Source organism: Dysgonomonas sp. Marseille-P4361, from assembly GCF_900343125.1.
Taxonomy (GTDB): Bacteria; Bacteroidota; Bacteroidia; order Bacteroidales; family Dysgonomonadaceae; genus Dysgonomonas.
Window position 1 is genome coordinate 38,538 of the sequence record NZ_OPYL01000007.1, and the last position, 17,404, is coordinate 55,941.

19 protein-coding genes are annotated in these 17,404 nt (G+C 35.9%); 10 read left to right on the forward strand and 9 right to left on the reverse strand.

Going from position 1 to position 17,404, the window contains the following annotated elements; genetic code table 11:
• Window positions 1-4: 4 nt before the first annotated feature.
• Entirely contained in the window at window positions 5-307 is a 303-nt protein-coding gene (gene trxA, locus DHU68_RS12120; protein WP_108823265.1) for a thioredoxin, read from the reverse strand.
• Between the two features lie 107 nt (window positions 308-414).
• Here trxA and DHU68_RS12125 point away from each other — a divergent pair, with 107 nt between their 5' ends.
• From DHU68_RS12125 to DHU68_RS12135, 3 genes are all read left to right on the forward strand, one after another.
• Window positions 415-1,182: a GNAT family N-acetyltransferase gene (locus tag DHU68_RS12125; RefSeq protein WP_108823347.1), complete on the forward strand. Its 768-nt coding sequence runs from the start codon at window positions 415-417 to the stop codon at window positions 1,180-1,182.
• A 111-nt stretch (window positions 1,183-1,293) separates the two neighbouring features.
• Window positions 1,294-2,292: a malate dehydrogenase gene (locus DHU68_RS12130; protein WP_108823266.1), complete on the forward strand. Its 999-nt coding sequence runs from the start codon at window positions 1,294-1,296 to the stop codon at window positions 2,290-2,292.
• Between the two features lie 3 nt (window positions 2,293-2,295).
• The gene (locus DHU68_RS12135; RefSeq protein ID WP_108823267.1) at window positions 2,296-3,036 is read left to right on the forward strand and encodes an alpha/beta hydrolase; all 741 of its coding nucleotides are present in this window, start codon (window positions 2,296-2,298) and stop codon (window positions 3,034-3,036) included.
• A gap of 61 nt (window positions 3,037-3,097) precedes the next feature.
• On the opposite strand, the gene DHU68_RS12140 is transcribed toward DHU68_RS12135, so the two are convergent.
• On the reverse strand, window positions 3,098-3,559 hold the full coding sequence (locus DHU68_RS12140) for an Lrp/AsnC family transcriptional regulator (RefSeq protein ID WP_108823268.1): 462 nt from the start codon (window positions 3,557-3,559) through the stop codon (window positions 3,098-3,100).
• 166 nt (window positions 3,560-3,725) lie between these two features.
• Between DHU68_RS12140 and DHU68_RS12145 the strand changes: the two genes are divergently transcribed.
• Complete coding sequence (locus DHU68_RS12145; protein WP_108823269.1) at window positions 3,726-5,012, forward strand: O-acetylhomoserine aminocarboxypropyltransferase/cysteine synthase family protein; 1,287 nt, start codon at window positions 3,726-3,728, stop codon at window positions 5,010-5,012.
• A 108-nt stretch (window positions 5,013-5,120) separates the two neighbouring features.
• Here the strand turns inward: DHU68_RS12145 and DHU68_RS12150 are convergent, their stop codons facing one another.
• The 3 genes from DHU68_RS12150 to eco all read right to left on the reverse strand — a co-directional run bounded on the left by DHU68_RS12150 (window position 5,121) and on the right by eco (window position 7,675).
• Window positions 5,121-5,645: an SPOR domain-containing protein gene (locus DHU68_RS12150; protein ID WP_108823270.1), complete on the reverse strand. Its 525-nt coding sequence runs from the start codon at window positions 5,643-5,645 to the stop codon at window positions 5,121-5,123.
• 98 nt (window positions 5,646-5,743) lie between these two features.
• On the reverse strand, window positions 5,744-7,015 hold the full coding sequence (serS, locus tag DHU68_RS12155) for a serine--tRNA ligase (protein WP_108823271.1): 1,272 nt from the start codon (window positions 7,013-7,015) through the stop codon (window positions 5,744-5,746).
• 162 nt (window positions 7,016-7,177) lie between these two features.
• A complete protein-coding gene (eco, locus tag DHU68_RS12160; protein WP_108823272.1) occupies window positions 7,178-7,675 on the reverse strand; it encodes a serine protease inhibitor ecotin in 498 nt (165 codons plus the stop codon).
• A gap of 363 nt (window positions 7,676-8,038) precedes the next feature.
• On the opposite strand from eco, the gene DHU68_RS12165 reads away from it, so the two are divergent.
• From DHU68_RS12165 to DHU68_RS12175, 3 genes are all read left to right on the forward strand, one after another.
• Entirely contained in the window at window positions 8,039-8,251 is a 213-nt protein-coding gene (locus DHU68_RS12165; protein ID WP_108823273.1) for a hypothetical protein, read from the forward strand.
• A gap of 171 nt (window positions 8,252-8,422) precedes the next feature.
• On the forward strand, window positions 8,423-10,465 hold the full coding sequence (metG, locus tag DHU68_RS12170; RefSeq protein WP_108823274.1) for a methionine--tRNA ligase: 2,043 nt from the start codon (window positions 8,423-8,425) through the stop codon (window positions 10,463-10,465).
• Between the two features lie 188 nt (window positions 10,466-10,653).
• Window positions 10,654-11,112 (forward strand): DUF3592 domain-containing protein, encoded by a 459-nt coding sequence (locus DHU68_RS12175; protein WP_108823275.1) that lies wholly within the window; start codon window positions 10,654-10,656, stop codon window positions 11,110-11,112.
• Between the two features lie 45 nt (window positions 11,113-11,157).
• Here DHU68_RS12175 and DHU68_RS12180 read toward each other — a convergent pair whose 3' ends face one another.
• Genes DHU68_RS12180 through DHU68_RS12195 form a run of 4 tightly spaced genes read right to left on the reverse strand, consistent with a single transcriptional unit; the run spans window position 11,158 to window position 14,468 of the window.
• Complete coding sequence (locus DHU68_RS12180; RefSeq protein ID WP_108823276.1) at window positions 11,158-12,132, reverse strand: M28 family metallopeptidase; 975 nt, start codon at window positions 12,130-12,132, stop codon at window positions 11,158-11,160.
• Between the two features lie 53 nt (window positions 12,133-12,185).
• Entirely contained in the window at window positions 12,186-13,184 is a 999-nt protein-coding gene (locus DHU68_RS12185) for a M20/M25/M40 family metallo-hydrolase (protein ID WP_108823277.1), read from the reverse strand.
• Between the two features lie 17 nt (window positions 13,185-13,201).
• A complete protein-coding gene (locus DHU68_RS12190; RefSeq protein WP_108823278.1) occupies window positions 13,202-13,615 on the reverse strand; it encodes a DUF1634 domain-containing protein in 414 nt (137 codons plus the stop codon).
• 4 nt (window positions 13,616-13,619) lie between these two features.
• Complete coding sequence (locus DHU68_RS12195) at window positions 13,620-14,468, reverse strand: sulfite exporter TauE/SafE family protein (protein ID WP_108823279.1); 849 nt, start codon at window positions 14,466-14,468, stop codon at window positions 13,620-13,622.
• Between the two features lie 152 nt (window positions 14,469-14,620).
• On the opposite strand from DHU68_RS12195, the gene DHU68_RS12200 reads away from it, so the two are divergent.
• The 3 genes from DHU68_RS12200 to DHU68_RS12210 all read left to right on the forward strand — a co-directional run bounded on the left by DHU68_RS12200 (window position 14,621) and on the right by DHU68_RS12210 (window position 17,394).
• Window positions 14,621-15,169, forward strand: coding sequence for a glutathione peroxidase (locus DHU68_RS12200; RefSeq protein WP_108823280.1), 549 nt, complete (start codon window positions 14,621-14,623; stop codon window positions 15,167-15,169).
• A gap of 253 nt (window positions 15,170-15,422) precedes the next feature.
• A complete protein-coding gene (locus DHU68_RS12205; protein WP_108823281.1) occupies window positions 15,423-16,118 on the forward strand; it encodes an ABC transporter ATP-binding protein in 696 nt (231 codons plus the stop codon).
• Window positions 16,119-16,131: 13 nt separating this feature from the next.
• Window positions 16,132-17,394, forward strand: coding sequence for an ABC transporter permease (locus DHU68_RS12210; RefSeq protein WP_108823282.1), 1,263 nt, complete (start codon window positions 16,132-16,134; stop codon window positions 17,392-17,394).
• The last annotated feature ends 10 nt before the right edge of the window (window positions 17,395-17,404 follow it).

Here is a 17,404-nt window from a genome sequence, read left to right on the forward strand (position 1 = left end):
CTATTCATTTGCTAATGAAATATCTTAATTGTTGTAAGAGAGTAGCTTTATCTATTGCTCCGGCATGACGCCATACAATTTCTCCCTTATTGAAAATAATAAAAGTAGGTACAGCTTGTACTTTGTAGTTTGCTGCTGCAGATTGATTTTTGTCTATGTCTATTTTTAATATTCTTGCCTTACCATCTATCTCACTTGCAATGTTATCTATAATTGGAGTCATTGCCTTGCAAGGAGCACACCATGTTGCGTAAAAGTCAACCAATACAGGTTTGTCTCCACTGATTATTTCATTAAAAGTTTCCATAATTACTATTTTATTCCACTTATAAATTTAAGGATTATTATTTAAAAAGGTATATTTAAAAGTTACTTTTACTTATCAGATAATAAATGGTCAAAAGAAAAGATACTATGGAAAATCAGTTTATAATACTTGATAAAACGAATATCGATACCGAACATATCTGCTGTGCATTTAGCTCAAAGGATGCTGCAGCAGGATATGAGTTGAAAAAAGAATGGTTGAAGAAAGAGTTTGAAAATGGCTATGTCTTTCGACGACTTGATGCACTAGCTAAAGTGTTTATAGAATATGTAGAGGCTGAGAAAGCATGGCTTCCTGTGGATGCTGATAATTATTTGGTGATAAACTGTTTTTGGGTATCGGGGCAATATAAAGGAAAAGGCTATGGAAAGGCTCTACTTCAGTCGGCTATAGATGATGCAAAACAACAGAATAAAAAAGGACTGATAACTGTTGTGGGTACAAAGAAATTCCATTTTATGAGTGATACTAAATGGTTGCTTCGGCAAGGGTTTAAAAGTGTAGATGTTTTACCTTACGGTTTTAGTCTATTAGCCTTAAAGTTTGACGAGAAGAGTCATAATCCTCAGTTTAAGGAATCAGTAAAAAGTGGTGAGTGTGAAGAAAAGGAAGGATTGGTCGCTTACTACTCAAATCGTTGTCCTTTCACAGAAGGCTGCGTTCAAGAATCTTTAGTGGAGACTGCGAAAGCACGTAATATTCCACTGAAAATAATAAAATTAGAAACCATGAATGCTGCACAGAATGCACCAACTCCAGCAACTATATTTAGCTTGTTTTATAAAGGCAAATTTGTGACTACAGATGTAAGTGTTTGTTTAGATAATAGATTCGATAAGGTAGTAAAAGTTTAAAGAATTATGAGGTCTGTCTTGATCTATAATTAAAAGCGTAATATAACGTTTTTTAACGGTGTGGTCTATGACATATTTTGTAAATTTATAAGACTATAAAATACACATAATATGCAAAAACTTACATCAGAAAAACTAACTATCATTGGTGCTGCTGGGATGATTGGTTCTAACATGGCACAGTCTGCAATCTTAATGAATTTATCAGACAATATTTGTCTTTACGATCCTTATGCTAAGGGATTGGAAGGGGTAGCAGAAGAACTTCTGCAGTGTGGATTTACAGGGCTGAATATATCCTATACATCCGATATTGAAGAAGCCTTAACGGGAAGTAAGTATATTATCTCTTCAGGGGGAGCTGCCCGTAAGGAAGGAATGACTCGTGAAGATCTACTAAAGGGAAATGCCGAAATAGCAATTCAGTTAGGTAAAGAAATAAAGAACTATTGTCCGGATGTAAAACATGTTGTTGTTATTTTCAATCCAGCCGACATAACAGGTTTGTTAACATTATTGTATTCAGGTCTAAAACCTACTCAGGTTACTACGCTTGCTGCTTTAGATAGCACTAGGCTGAGAAATGAGCTTGCTAAACATTTCGATATTCATCCGGATAAGGTTGTAAATTGTAGAACATATGGAGGGCATGGCGAACAAATGGCAGTATTTTCATCTACCACTACAATAAAAGGAAAGCCTTTGAATGATTTGATTGGAACAGAAGCTTTATCTCATGAAGAGTGGAATGCTTTGAAACAACGCGTGATTCAAGGAGGTAAACATATTATCGAATTAAGAGGGCGTTCTTCTTTTCAAAGTCCGGCTTATTTGTCTTTAGAAATGATTCGTGCCGTAATGGGCGGTGATAAATTCGATTGGCCTGTAGGATGTTATGTCGCTAATGGAGAGTTTGATCATGTTATGATGGCAATGGAGACAACATTGGATACAAATGGTGTTGTTTACAAGGAGGTTAAAGGTACCGAAGAGGAAACTCGTGAACTTGATCAGAGTTATAAGCATCTTTGCGACCTTCGAGACAGTCTGATTCAATTAGCTGTAATTCCTCCTATCACAGAGTGGAAATCTATAAATTCAAACTTATAAAAAATGAGTGATTATATTAAAGTTCCATTGTATGAAGATGTAGAGGGGCGGGTGGCTGAAATGTACGTTTATCTGTGTGATAATGTGCTTCATTCTTCCAAGGCTGTTATTATCTTAGGTGGTGGAGGATTTAATCATGTCAATCTGGAACATGAAGGACATCAATTTGCTAAATGGCTTAACTCGATAGGTGTCGTTGGTATTGTGTTGAATTACCGACTGCCAAATGGAGAAAAGGAAGTTACAGAAATAGACTTAAGAGAGGCTGTTAAAACTGTTAGAGCAAGATCGGGAGAATGGAATATTGATAAGTCTAATATTGGAGCCGCAGGCTTTTCGATAGGAGGGCATGCTGTTTCTTTAGTGGCTACTCGAGAGGAATCAGACTCTAAATTGGATTTTACTATGTATTTCTATGCAGTAGTGAGCATGTCCGATGATTTGACACATATGCCTTCTCGTGAGAAACTATTGGGAAACAATCCCAACCAAGAAGATGTAGAGTATTATTCGTCTGTTGATCATATTTCAAGATTTACTCCTAAAGCACTGATTATGGCAAGTAATGATGATAAAGTAGTATCTCCGCTTAATAGTGTTTTTTATTATGAAGGATTAAAAAAATATGGTATCTCTGCTTCTCTACATATCTTTTCTTCTGGAGGACATGGGTGGGGAATGAAGCCGGACTTCCCTTATCATTCTCAAATGTTAGATTTAGTCAAGGCTTGGCTTAACGAATAAGCTTATGGTAGATAATTTAGTGAGGCGGAATTGCTTAGTGTACAATTCCGCTTTTTTATGTTTATATGGAAATGCCATAGTTATGCTTAACTTCGGCCATAACAAAAGTGCTGGTAAGTGAACCCAGACTATCGATAGTTCCTAGTACATTCAGTATAAAAGCTTGATAATACTTCATGTCAGGAGCATGTATTTTAAGTAAATAATCATACTCTCCCGAGATGTTATAGCACTCCGATACTTCAGGAATGTCTTGTATGACACGAATAAAATCGCTGGCAATCTCTCGGTTTACACGTTTGAGTTTTACACTGCAAAAGACAATGAAGCCACAGTTTAACTTGTCTGCATCCAATATGGCTACATATTTCTTGATGTATCCTTCCGATTCGAGCCGCTTCAATCGTTCAAAGACAGGAGTTGTGGATAGATTTACTTGCTGAGCCAACTCTTTTGTAGTTAGTTTAGAGTTGTTTTGCATGATGCGTAATATTTTCAAATCGATCTTGTCTAAAGTATCCATAGAATAAAATTCTGCTTACGGGTTATTTTTATCTTTCGCTTAGAATGCTTAATGATGTACTGGAGTAAAAATAGTAATATTTTCTGTATTTATTTTATTTATTGTTTGATATTTCTTTGATGCTTAATTTTGTTGGAAAATAAATAGTATTAAAAAGGAAGAAATCATGGATAGAAATAAATTACACTTCGAAACATTACAACTTCATGTAGGACAAGAACAGCCAGATCCGGCTACTGGTGCCAGAGCAGTACCTATCTATCAAACGTCATCTTATGTATTTAGAGATTCGGCTCATGCGGCAGCTCGTTTTGGTTTAACTGATGCCGGAAATATCTATGGACGTCTGACTAATGAAACGCAAGGTGTGTTTGAAGAAAGAATTGCCGCTCTTGAAGGAGGAGTAGCTGCATTGGCTGTTGCATCCGGGGCAGCAGCTTTGACATATGCATTTGAAAATATAACACGGGCAGGAGATCATATCGTTTCGGCTAAAACGATCTATGGAGGCACATATAATCTATTAGCTAATACATTGCCTGCTTATGGTGTAACAACTACATTTGTAGATCCATCTGATTTAGCAAACTTTGAAGCTGCTATTCAGAGTAACACGAAGGCTATTTTTATAGAGACCTTAGGTAATCCTAATTCGAATGTAATAGATATACAAGCTGTAGCTGATATCGCTCATAAGCATCGTATTCCTCTAATTATAGATAATACATTTGGAACACCCTATCTGATTCGTCCGATAGAACATGGTGCTGATATTGTAGTGCATTCTGCTACGAAATTTATAGGAGGACATGGGACTTCACTCGGAGGAGTAATAGTCGATTCTGGTAAATTTGACTGGGTCGCCTCAGGTAAATTTCCTCAATTGACAGAGCCTGAAGCAAGCTATCATGGTGTTCGCTTTGTAGATGCTGCCGGACCAGCTGCTTATGTAGTACGCATTCGTGCTGTTCTTCTTCGTGATACAGGTGCCGCTATTAGTCCATTCAATGCTTTCTTGCTGTTGCAAGGATTGGAAACTCTCTCTTTGAGAGTTGAAAGACATGTAGAAAATGCTCTTAAAGTTGTAGATTATCTACAACAACATCCAAAGGTAGAGAAAGTAAATCACCCAGTCTTGTCTGATCATCCGGAACATGCTCTGTATGATAAATACTTCCCTAAAGGAGCAGGATCTATCTTTACCTTCGAAATAAAAGGTGAACAAGCAGAAGCTCATCGCTTTATAGATAGTCTCCAGATATTCTCTCTTTTGGCAAATGTTGCCGATGTAAAATCGTTAGTGATTCATCCGGCTACAACAACACATTCCCAATTGAATGAAGAGCAATTAGCAGAGCAGGATATTAAACAAAGTACAGTGCGTTTATCAATCGGAACAGAACATATAGATGACTTATTGGTCGATATAGAGCAGGCATTAAGTAAAGTATAAATAAAGTTGATTTGAGTTATATAGGTGGTAAAGGGAAAATGATTGTTTCTCCCTAAACAAAAAAGAGAGGATATATCCTCTCTTTTTACTTATACTGAATTATATAAATTAGTATTCTCTTTGTAGGATCCACCAGTCGTTGAATGGAATTCCATATTTACTTTTCAATGTAGCAGCATCGCTGTTTGAAAGGTAATTTTCTAGAATCTCGTTTTTCTTTGCTACAGCTTGTTCTTTAGAGTCATAGCTGGCGATGATAACGCGGTACATTCCTTGTTCGTTACGAGCAAGAATTACATTGTGACCATCATTGTTAAAGCGTTGTTTCAAAGATTCTGCACCTGGTTTCATTGCCATAGCTGCAACAACAACACTGTAAGCTTTTAGTCCTGAAGCATCACTTTCGTATACAGGAGTAATTCTTTCTTTTCTTACAGATTCAGATGTACTAGCTGTATAAGTCGGAGTAGTAGCAGGCTTAGAAACTGAAGTTGTTACATCAGCAGTTTCTTCCATTTCTCTTTCTTTAGCTGATTCATACACCGATTTGTATGCACTTTGTTTTGGTTTACAAGAACCAAAAGCGATAATAGCGGCAAGTGCTAACCCGATTCCCATTAATTTTCTATTCATAATCTTTATCTAATTATCTAGTTTGAACAATTATCACAAAAATAATATATTAGCAATATATCGAAGCCTATTTTTTTCTCAAATAGTCTTTTTTCACTTTAATTAATGATTTCGAATCCTGTATATGGAATAAGAACTTTAGGTATTCGTATTCCTTCCGGCGTTTGATTGTTTTCTAATAAAGCTGCCACTATACGAGGAAGAGCTAATGCACTGCCATTCAATGTGTGAGCCAACTGAATTTTTTTGTTCTCGTCTCTATAACGACATTTCAAACGATTTGCCTGATAGCTTTCGAAGTTAGAAACAGAACTTACTTCAAGCCATCTTTTTTGAGCAGCAGAAAATACTTCAAAGTCGAAAGTCAGGGCGGAAGTGAAGCTCATATCGCCACCACACAGTCTGAGAATACGCCATGGAAGCTCTAATTCGTCAACAAGAGATTGAACATGAGCAACCATTTCCTTTAAAGATTCATAAGAATGTTCAGGCTTGTCTATTCTTACAATTTCTACTTTGTCAAATTGATGAAGTCTGTTCAATCCTCGTACATCTTTACCATAAGAGCCGGCTTCTCTACGGAAACATGCAGAATACGCAGTGTTTTTAATTGGAAGCTCTTTCTCTTCAAGTATTACATCTCTATAGATATTTGTAACAGGAACTTCAGCTGTTGGGATCAAATAAAGATCATCCAAAGTAGCATGATACATCTGGCCTTCTTTGTCTGGTAATTGTCCTGTTCCATATCCGGACGCAGCATTAACTACATATGGGGGTTGTACCTCTAAGTATCCGGCATCACGAGCCTTGTCCAAAAAATAGTTTATAAGAGCGCGTTGTAGACGAGCTCCTTTTCCTTTATAAACAGGAAAACCTGCTCCGGAAATTTTAACTCCTAATTCAAAGTCAATCAGGTCATATTTTTTAGCCAAATCCCAATGAGGAAGCGCATCTTCTGGTAGTTGAGGCGTGATTCCTCCTGTTTTTTCTACAACATTATCTTCAGCTACTCTTCCTTCTGGTACTTCATCAGCCGGTAGATTTGGTATCAAAACCAAAAGGTCTTGCAAATCTTGTTCAGCCTGACGTAAAGCATCTTCTAATATTTTATTTTCACCCTTCATTTCAGCCACTCTGCTTTTAGCGGCTTCAGCTTCAACTTTTTTGCCCTCTTTCATCAATTGACCAATATGTTTTGATAAGGTATTTGATTCAGCCAGGCTGGCATCGAGTGTTGTTTGAGTCTTTTTTCTGAGTTGGTCTATTTCTAAAACTTTCTCAATAATTTCTTTTCCGTCGAAATGTTTTTTCGCTAGTTTTTTTATTACTAATTCCGGATTATCACTAATTGTTTTTAGCGTCAACATAAATCTGATTTTTATTTATAACGCAAAGTTAAGAATATTTCAAGAATCTACTCAGACATATTCATTTTTTTGTCTCACAGACTCAGTTGTTTGAATAATAGAGCAAAAAATAAGGCAGTTCGGTATATACCGAACCGCCTTTACTTTTATATGTGGCTTTAGTTATCTTTGGTCTGCAGATTTCATTTTTTTATCAGCTTTCCATATGCGATATTTAATTTCATATCCTTCCGGAGCGTAAACTACGATAGGTAATTTACTATTGTATCTGATAATTTTAGTTTCGCCTGTGATAAATCTGTCTGTGTTAGGTTTGTTGCACATCATCATTGTAGACCTGGTCAAACCTTTAGTGTTGAATTCATAATAGTTGTAACCCCATCCTTCAAGATCTTTTTGGTCAAGAGTACTAATCAATGAGTGATTGTTACAATCAACATTCATTACCTTTCCGGGAATAATTTCAACTTGATAAAGAGATTCATCTTTTTGTTTTTTTAGCATTATCACATGTCTAACCATTCCTTCTTTTGCCGCAGGAAACGCTTTTAATTCGTTTTCAGGGTTATTATTATTTTGTGCACTTGCTGTTACTGCAGCAAATGAAAATAATGTACTCATGATGAATAAAGCCAGTGTTGTTTTTGTAATAAGTTTCATAGTCTTTTTATTTATAATTTATACTAATATTTTATCTATAAACATGTGTTTTAGAATTATCACACATCTATTAGATGAAAATTGGCTGCAAAAAGTACATGGCAATAAGTTTTTTTAACATTAATTGCTGATTTGATACAATTCGATAAATGTGAATTGATCTTCAGTAGCACTAGGCTGATTCTGTTTATACGTATAGGTTTGCTTCAGGACTGAATAAAATAAGAATGCCTGTTATCTACTAATTAAACTATTGATAATAGGTAATATAAATGTAAAAATAGCTTTGTTTTAAGTCTTTTTTTGTTTATATTTGTTATATATGAAAAGTGTCCAGTATGAACCTTTAAAAATTTAATTGCTATGTTACCATCACTAGTTTATTTGCTTATTTGGCTATGTGGATTAATAGCCTTTGTATCGTTACTGGGAGTTATTCTCTTCTGGCTTAAGAAGAAAAAGAATGCTTACATCATTGCTATTGTAGTGTTTGTTATATTTACTCTGCTTGCAGCTTATTTTGCAATAGATTATACTTCTGCAGCTGAAATTGTTGCAACAGAGCCGGTTGGTTGATGACGGGAATAGAAAAGCTTAAATAAAATAAGAATGGATGGTAATATTACCATCCATTCTTGTTCTTTGTCGTTTGAGTTTAATTTTATTAAAACTAAATAATTTATCTTGTTTATAAATCTAGCTTAAGTTCCTATCTTTGTGCCACGAAAAAACTAATAAACTAACCATATGACCAAAAAGTTTAATAGAACCCTTGTAACATCTGCCCTTCCTTATGCTAATGGGCCTGTTCATATAGGACACCTAGCAGGTGTTTATGTGCCTGCAGATATATATGTGCGCTATCTTAGACTAAAAGGAGAAGATGTTATACATATCGGAGGCTCTGACGAGCATGGTGTGCCAATTACAATCCGTGCAAAAAAAGAAGGAGTAACCCCTCAAGATATTGTAGATAAATATCATAGCCTGATAAAGAAATCATTCGAAGAATTTGGTATTACCTTTGATATTTATTCTCGTACGAGTTCAGAAATTCATAAGAAAACGGCATCAGATTTCTTTCTAGATCTTTATAATAAAGGAGAGTTTGAAGAGCAGACCAGCGAGCAATATTATGATGAGGAAGCTCAAATGTTTCTTGCCGATCGCTATATCATGGGAGAATGCCCTCATTGTGGCAATCCGAATGCTTACGGAGACCAATGCGAATCGTGTGGGACATCGCTGAACCCAACTGATTTGAAGAATCCTCGTTCTACTATTTCAGGAGCTACCCCTATAATGAAAGAAACGAAGCATTGGTATCTTCCTTTAGATAAACATGAAGGGTGGCTTCGTCAGTGGATACTAGAAGATCATAAAGAATGGAAGACTAATGTCTATGGTCAGTGTAAGTCGTGGCTCGATATGGGCTTACATCCTCGTGCTGTAAGTCGCGATCTTGATTGGGGTGTACCAGTTCCGCTGCCAGAAGCAAAAGGAAAAGTGCTTTATGTTTGGTTTGATGCTCCTATTGGTTACATTTCAAATACGAAAGAGTTATTACCGGATACATGGGAAAAATGGTGGAAGTCTGAAGATACAAAATTAGTTCACTTCATAGGGAAAGATAATATTGTATTCCACTGTATTGTGTTCCCTGCAATGCTTAAAGCAGAAGGATCATTTATTATTCCGGAGAATGTGCCAGCCAATGAATTTCTTAACTTAGAGGGAGATAAAATATCGACTTCTCGTAATTGGGCAGTCTGGTTGCATGAATATTTGGTAGATTTTCCGGGTCAGCAGGATGTATTGCGTTATGTATTGACTGCAAATGCTCCCGAGACAAAAGATAATGACTTTACATGGAGAGATTTTCAGGCTCGTAATAATAATGAACTGGTTGCTATACTAGGTAACTTTATCAATCGTGCATTGGTCCTTACTCAAAAATACTTTGATAATAAAGTTCCTCAAATTCATGAGTTGACAGATTATGATAAGGAAACGTTGAAGGAATTTACGGATGTTAAAGCTGTTGTTGAGTCATATCTGGATGCATATCGTTTCCGTGATGCCCTAAAAGAAGCAATGAATCTGGCTCGTATCGGAAATAAATATCTGGCTGATACAGAACCTTGGAAGGTGGCTAAAACAGATATGCCAAGAGTAGAGACAATTTTGAATATTGCTTTACAGATTACAGCTAATCTTGCTATTGCTTTCGAACCATTCTTACCATTTAGTGCGGCAAAGATTCGTACATTTGTAAATATGGATAATCTTTCGTGGAATCAACTGGGAAGGGTGGACTTACTGCCAGTAGGACATCAATTGAACTCATCTGAGCTTTTGTTTGCCAAGATAGAAGATGAAACGATAGAGAAGCAAGTTCAGAAATTGTTAGATACTAAAAAAGCAAACGAAGCAAGTGTAGAGATAAAGGTTGCACCACAAAAGCCGAATGTAACATTTGATGATTTTGCTAAACTAGATCTTCGTGTGGGTAAAGTACTAGAGTGTACTAAAGTTCCTAAGGCAGACAAACTTCTTCAGTTTCTTATTGATGATGGTATGGGTAAACGTACGATTATATCAGGAATAGCAGCATGGTATAAACCTGAAGACTTGGTAGGAAAACAAGTGTGCTTTATAGCTAATCTAGAACCTCGAAAATTAAGAGGAATAGAATCGCAAGGTATGATTCTTTCGGTTGAAGATACTGAGGGGAATCTTTCCCTTATTCAGCCATCAAAAGAGGTTGAGCCCGGCTGTCAGATAGGGTAAACGAATTTATATATAATGATAGCGTATTAGTTTATGATGACTAATACGCTATTTTTTTATAATTTATTCCACGAAAAACAGCTATATTCAAAGTCGTGTTATAAGTTCACCGATTATTGAATATTATATATCTTATTACAACCTTTCTTTTTATAGTTTGACTAGTTTAAAATAAAATTTATGAATATATGGATGACTCTTTATTCGCTATTTATTTTTGTGCTCTTTTAGGACTGGGCTTTATTATAGGCTCTTTATTACTCTATCTTTATTCAAATGAAACTCTTAAATGGACCCCAATATCAGCAAAAATAAAAGAAATAAAGCTGTATAAGTTTAAGGTGAATAAAGATGAGCCTGGAAGTTATTTGTATCGCATAAAAGTATTATATACCTATAAATATGAGAACGTTGTTTATGACTCCAAGAGGTTTTTTTATGGAGATTTCATCGGCATATCATTTTCTGATAAAATTAAGAAATTAGCACAAAGTTATGGAGCGGGAGAAGAAATCATAGTTTTTTGTAATCCAGATAAACCTAAAGGGTCTGTAATCAAAAAAGGTGTACAATCTATTGTTTATGAAATATTAATTATAGGTGTTTTCTTAATTGTGTTAAGTGTATTGATTTTCTTTATAGCATAAAAAAGACTGATTATTAATAATCAGTCTTTTATTGAATATTGTTATTTAATACTCAGCTTCGTTTGCCATCTTCCAAAGATTGAGGAAGGCAATTTTAGATATAGCAGTAACCTTATCATAATTTATTTTGTCAGCATGGTCACTTGCTTTATGATAGTCAGGGTGCATATCGGTGAAATAGAAAATAAAAGGCACACCTTTTTGATCGAAAGGCATATGGTCACTACCTCCTGGTAATTGATCCGACGGTTGGAAATCAGGTGTTAAATCCAGATTATATGTTTCTATATCCCCTTTTATCCATTCATTTAAGATTGGTCTGTTTTTTGTCGTATAGGCTATAACATGCGTTGTTGCATCTTCGTTTTTGTTTCGCCCTATCATATCCAGGTTGATATATCCTTTTATCGGGATTGCATCTATCATAGGGATAGGTATATAAGAGAAATGATCTTCCACGAAAAAGAAAGAACCTAACAGTCCTTTTTCTTCTCCATCCCATAACGCAAAAATAATAGTGCGCTCAGGTTTTTCTCCCGACTCAACAAAAGCTTTCGCTACTTGCAGCACAGCTGAAGTCCCCGATGCATTGTCATCAGCTCCATTGTATATACTATCATTCGTATTGTTCGGACGTATTCCTACATGATCGTAATGTGCTCCAATAATTACAATTTCATCAGATTTTTTGCCTTGTATATATCCTAGTATGTTTTGCATATTAGGGTTTTTATTGCTAGTACCTCCGTATCTGGAACCCGAGAAAGGTTGAAAATATTTTCCTCTCCATGGTTTAATCCCTATGTTTTCCAGTTCTGATTTTAAGTAATTTGCCGCTTTCAATCCGCCTTCTTTTCCGGCTTCGCGTCCTTGCAAACTATCGTGAGCTAGGATACCTATATATTCCATCGCTTTTTCTTTAGTAATGGAATCTAATCCCTTGTCAACTGAGTTTTGAGAAAAGGTACATGTAGTAGATATAAATAGTATGAAGGTGACTATAAGTGCTTTCTTATTCATGGTAGTTCTATTAAGTTGTTACTTTTTGTCGGTTTGAGGATTAACTATTCTTCTTAGTAATCATCAATATTAGCCATATTCCAGAGGTTAAGGTACGCAGCTTTAGTAATATTGACAAGTTTTGACCAATTTATTTTATCTGCGTGATCGCTCGGTTGGTGGTAGTCGGGATGTCCATCGGTATGATACCAAATGATAGGAACTTCTCTCTTTGCAAAAGAACTATTATCACTTCCTCCTATAGGTTTATCCCATGGACGGTAATCAGGTGCTAAATCTAGATTATACTTTTTGATATCGTTTTTTAACCACTCTCCAAAAGCTTTATTGGCTTCGGTATAAAAATAGACAACATGATTCGGCTTTGATTCATCATTGTTTCTTCCTATCATGTCAAAATTGAGGTAACTCTTTATTTGTGATGAGTTAGGAAAGTTAAGCATGAAAAACTCAGAGCCTAGCAAGCCCAATTCTTCACCATCCCAAAAAGCGAAGATAATGGAGCGTTTAGGTTTTTTTCCACTTTTGACAAACGCTTTTGCTATTTGCAAGACGGCGGATACGCCGGAAGCATTATCATCAGCTCCGTTATATATTTTATCATTAACTAAGGCTTCGTCTATTCCCAAGTGGTCGAAATGGGCTCCGATAATTGCAAATTCATCTTTGTTTTCACCTTCGATATAACCCAATACATTACGCATTTCAAGCTTTCGGTGTGCAGCCTCTTTTTTGTATTTTGCAATAGAGTCGGGGTGAACTGAAAATCGGACTCTTTTTTGCCTTTCCTTGCTATAAGCTTCAAATTCTTGGAAATAAGAATTGTTTAATGGTTTTATCCCTATCTCTTGCAGCATTGCCTTAATATATTCAGATGCTATCTTGCTGCCATTTTTACCAGCTTCTCTTCCTTCGAGGGCATCACTCGCCAGAAATTCAATATGAACTTCGGCACTTTTTCTGTTTATGGTATTTAACCCTATTTCTTTAGCCGACTGAGCAGAAGTACCTAAGGTGATAAGCAGAATCAAAGGGAGTAATATAGTTTTCATAACGATTTAATTTATTTCTAATGTAAACCTAAGAGCATATTTGCTATAATAATAGCTAAAACAATGAGTGTGATAACTACATATAGATAGTCTTTCTCTATAAGGAAAGCTACAGCTGAAAAAGCAACACGTATAATTGGAGTTGCTATGAGTACGCAAACTCCCAGTTGTATAATTGCAGCACCGTCAAACGATAATACGCGAGGCAGCATGGTTGATAATTCTCGTAAATATTGCTCTGCCCCAGGAAACGGCAGCTCGTCAGGAATTGGTTTATAATGTTCAATCGTAGCTCCATGATTTTGGAAAAGATAGATAATTCCTCCAAACAAAGTAATTCCGCATGCTAACATTACCCCATAACGGAGAAGTTTTCCGATCAATAGTTCAACGTCACGTTCCGACCAAAATTCTTTTGTAAATATTCTCATGCTCTTATAGTTTACCGGTTATGCCATTGTACATCATAGAAATAGCTAAGAAGAAAATAACAACGCTAAATAGTAGACGGAGTTTTTTTACATTCGTTTTGGGTAAAATCTTAGAGCCAAAAAACGCCCCGATAAGAACGCCTACAACTATAGGCATAGCCAGTCCCGGGTCGATGTAACCGCGTTGCAAATATACAACAGCACTAGCCGCCGCTGTTACTCCAACCATAAAGTTACTTGTTGTAGTAGAAACTTTGAATGGTATTCTCATAGTTGTATCCATTGCTAATACTTTTAAAGCTCCGGAGCCAATACCTAAAAGACCGGATAAGACTCCGGCTAATGTCATTAAAGAGTATCCTCCTGCAACATTATGCACATTGTATTGCTCAATTTTACCCTCTTTAGTGGGGTAAGAGCCATTCAGTTTAAGTCTTTCACCTAGTTTATCTCCGGGCAAAGAGTAATCTATGTTTTCGTCCTTTTTATATACTGACCTTACAGCAGAGAAAATGAGAACTATCCCGAATATGATAGCAATATACATCTTGTCTAAGTACATGGCTACAATTGCCCCAATAACGGCTCCTGTAGTTGTAGCTATTTCAAGAAACATTCCTATGCGAACATTCGTAATTCCTTCTTTGATATAAGCTGCTGCTGCACCCGACGATGTAGCAATAGAAGTAACCAAAGCGGCTCCAATAGCATAACGCATGTCAATACCAAAGCCTAAAGTGAGAAGAGGAATAACGATAACGCCACCTCCCAGTCCGGTAAGCGAGCCTATCAAGCCTGCAAAAATAGCCCCTAATAGAAGTATAAAGGAGAAGATTTCTATGCTTAAATCCATTGTGTTTTGTTTAAAGATTACAAATATAAGCTTTTGGTAAGAGATCGCAAGAGTATGCTTTTGATATATTTTATTGTGTTTATAAACAAAAAATTGTTAAGTTTGTTTTAATCTAAGAGAAATGAACACAGTGCTGACCAAAATGAACTATTATGAAGCGAATTGCCCTAGCTTTATTCTTCAGTCTTATTTGTATATCAATGATCAAGGAGGACAAAAGCCTATACGATTTTAAAGTGAAAGATATTAATGGTGATATATTCAAAATGTCTTCATTGAGAGGTAAAAAAGTGTTGATAGTAAATGTAGCTTCCAAATGTGGTCTTACTCCACAGTATGAAAAGCTTCAACAATTGTATGAAACATATAAGGATAAGAACTTTGTTGTTATAGGGTTTCCTGCAAACAATTTTAATGGTCAGGAACCGGGAACAAATGAAGAAATAAAAACATTCTGTAGACTTACTTATGATGTAACTTTCCCTATGATGTCAAAAATAGATGTGGTCGGAGAAAATAAAGCTCCTATATATAAGTGGCTGACGGAAAAAACGGAAAACGGAAAAATGGATGCTGAAGTGCAATGGAACTTTCAGAAATTTATGATTGATGAAGAAGGAAAACTTATTGATTCGGTTTCTCCTCGCCAAGATCCATTCTGTGCTAAAATTGTAGATTGGATTGAGGGTAAAAAGAAATAAAAACAGGAAAATATATAATCTAAAGGTCATTGCTTAAGAAGCTGTGACCTTTTTTATTTGGTATATATAATTTTCTTACCTTTAGCTAATGTAAACAATCAACAGCCTTTCTAAAAGTAAAAGATGAAATAAATGTTAAAATCGAAAAAAGGTGTAACATTTTCTGATTTTTTACGACATATAATAAAAGTATGTAATATTGGTCGTTTGGTATAAGACATATTATAGATAAACCCATTAATATAAAAAGAGAGTGATAAGAATAAAAAACTTAAATAAAACCTACTTCAACGGAGCTCCATTGCATGTATTGAAAGGTATCAATCTGGATATAGATAGAGGAGAGTTAGTCTCTATTATGGGGGCATCCGGTTCAGGAAAATCTACATTGTTGAATATTCTGGGTATTCTAGACAGTTATGATACTGGGGAATATTATCTTGACAATGTTTTTATTAAAAATCAAAGTGAGACTAAAGCTGCAGAATTGAGAAATGAAAAGATTGGCTTTATCTTTCAATCTTTCAACCTGATCTCATTTAAAAATGCATTGGAAAATGTAGCTCTGCCCCTATATTATAAAGGAGTTAGCCGAAAAAAGAGAAACATAATGGCTATGGAGTATCTTGATAAAATGGGGCTGGCAAGTCATGCCGATCACATGCCAAGTGAACTTTCGGGAGGGCAAAAGCAACGTGTAGCGATTGCCAGAGCGTTGATTTCTCAACCTCAAATCATTTTGGCTGATGAACCCACCGGAGCACTTGATAGTAAAACTTCACGAGAAGTGATGGAACTCTTGCGACAGATAAATGCAGATGATGGTATAACTATGATTATAGTTACGCACGAGCAGGCTGTTGCCGATGCTACAAATAAAGTTATCCATATCAAAGACGGGATAATTGGATCTATTCAAGTGAATGAAAATCCGGTTATAGTAATGTAATTCGATACATAATATGTTTGATTTTGACTCCTTACGGGAAATATTCTCTACAATAAAAAGAAACAAGCTTCGGACAGCCTTGACCGGATTTGCCGTAGCATGGGGTATTCTCATGCTGATCGTATTACTGGCAGCCGGTAATGGACTAAAGAACGGAGTTACCTCTAACTTCAGAAATAGGGCTCAAAATTCAGTGACATTATGGCCGGGATGGACTTCGATGCCTTATCAGGGATTACCTTCAAATAGAAACATACGATTCGATCATAAAGATTATGATTTGATAAGGAATAGAATTCCAGAGGTCGAGTATGTATCGGTACGGGTTTCTCAAAGTGTAACGATCTCATATGGTGAAGAATATGGAGCATGGCGCTTGGAGGGAGTATCACAAGATGCAGCTCATATTAATAATATTAAAGTCTTAGCTGGAAATGGACGTTTTCTTAATAAGCTGGATGTTGATAACAGACGAAAAGTTGTTGTGATTAGTCCAGAAATGCAACGACTTTTGTTTAAAAAAGAAGACCCTTTAGGTAAATATGTAATAGCGAATGGAATCGCCTATCAGGTGATTGGGGTTTATGATGATTCGGATATGTTTATGAATACGCCTCCGGCTTATATTCCGTTTACTACGGCACAAATGCTATATAATAAGGGATGGGGATTTCGTCAAATTGAATTTACGGTTAAAGGTATAACGGATATTAATGAAAATAAAGTTTTTATCGATAAGGTAAGAAGGCAAATGTCTCAATTACATAAGTTTGATCCTTCAGACCGATCGGCTCTTTATATCCGTAATACAGCAGAAGAAGTAGCAGAGACAAACTTTATCTTCAATTTCATTAATCTGTTTCTTATGGGAGTAGGGATACTATCTCTTATGGCTGGAATTGTAGGGGTTGGAAATATTATGCTCATCACGGTAAAAGAACGAACCAGAGAAATAGGAATTCGTAAGGCTATAGGTGCAACTCCGGCTTCGGTGCTGAGATTAATAATCTTTGAATCGATCCTTATAACAACAGCTGCCGGATATATTGGATTGTTGATAGGTGTTGTCGCAACTGAAATTTTTAGTAGATCATTGGATGCCGGGCCAACGAAGGCTGCTATGGACAATCCTACTATATTTAAAGATCCGACTGTAGATCTGGGGGTCGTAGCATTGGCTACTTTTATTCTAGTTATTGCCGGAGTTGTAGCCGGATTGATTCCTGCATTAAAAGCTACCCGTATTAAGCCAATTGAGGCAATGAGAAACGAATAATAAAAACGAA

What these genes read in the sequence shown, in the direction of transcription:
- DHU68_RS12190 (WP_108823278.1), bottom strand. Translation starts at nt 13,615, where the DNA reads ATGAGAATATTTACAAAAGAATTTTGGTCGGAACGTGACGTTGAACTA.
- DHU68_RS12175 (WP_108823275.1), top strand. Translation starts at nt 10,654, where the DNA reads ATGGATGACTCTTTATTCGCTATTTATTTTTGTGCTCTTTTAGGACTG.
- DHU68_RS12145 (WP_108823269.1), top strand. Translation starts at nt 3,726, where the DNA reads ATGGATAGAAATAAATTACACTTCGAAACATTACAACTTCATGTAGGA.
- DHU68_RS12130 (WP_108823266.1), top strand. Translation starts at nt 1,294, where the DNA reads ATGCAAAAACTTACATCAGAAAAACTAACTATCATTGGTGCTGCTGGG.
- DHU68_RS12200 (WP_108823280.1), top strand. Translation starts at nt 14,621, where the DNA reads ATGAAGCGAATTGCCCTAGCTTTATTCTTCAGTCTTATTTGTATATCA.
- DHU68_RS12125 (WP_108823347.1), top strand. Translation starts at nt 415, where the DNA reads ATGGAAAATCAGTTTATAATACTTGATAAAACGAATATCGATACCGAA.
- DHU68_RS12195 (WP_108823279.1), bottom strand. Translation starts at nt 14,468, where the DNA reads ATGGATTTAAGCATAGAAATCTTCTCCTTTATACTTCTATTAGGGGCT.
- DHU68_RS12165 (WP_108823273.1), top strand. Translation starts at nt 8,039, where the DNA reads ATGTTACCATCACTAGTTTATTTGCTTATTTGGCTATGTGGATTAATA.
- DHU68_RS12135 (WP_108823267.1), top strand. Translation starts at nt 2,296, where the DNA reads ATGAGTGATTATATTAAAGTTCCATTGTATGAAGATGTAGAGGGGCGG.
- DHU68_RS12210 (WP_108823282.1), top strand. Translation starts at nt 16,132, where the DNA reads ATGTTTGATTTTGACTCCTTACGGGAAATATTCTCTACAATAAAAAGA.
- DHU68_RS12150 (WP_108823270.1), bottom strand. Translation starts at nt 5,645, where the DNA reads ATGAATAGAAAATTAATGGGAATCGGGTTAGCACTTGCCGCTATTATC.
- serS (WP_108823271.1), bottom strand. Translation starts at nt 7,015, where the DNA reads ATGTTGACGCTAAAAACAATTAGTGATAATCCGGAATTAGTAATAAAA.
- DHU68_RS12140 (WP_108823268.1), bottom strand. Translation starts at nt 3,559, where the DNA reads ATGGATACTTTAGACAAGATCGATTTGAAAATATTACGCATCATGCAA.
- eco (WP_108823272.1), bottom strand. Translation starts at nt 7,675, where the DNA reads ATGAAACTTATTACAAAAACAACACTGGCTTTATTCATCATGAGTACA.
- metG (WP_108823274.1), top strand. Translation starts at nt 8,423, where the DNA reads ATGACCAAAAAGTTTAATAGAACCCTTGTAACATCTGCCCTTCCTTAT.
- DHU68_RS12185 (WP_108823277.1), bottom strand. Translation starts at nt 13,184, where the DNA reads ATGAAAACTATATTACTCCCTTTGATTCTGCTTATCACCTTAGGTACT.
- DHU68_RS12180 (WP_108823276.1), bottom strand. Translation starts at nt 12,132, where the DNA reads ATGAATAAGAAAGCACTTATAGTCACCTTCATACTATTTATATCTACT.
- trxA (WP_108823265.1), bottom strand. Translation starts at nt 307, where the DNA reads ATGGAAACTTTTAATGAAATAATCAGTGGAGACAAACCTGTATTGGTT.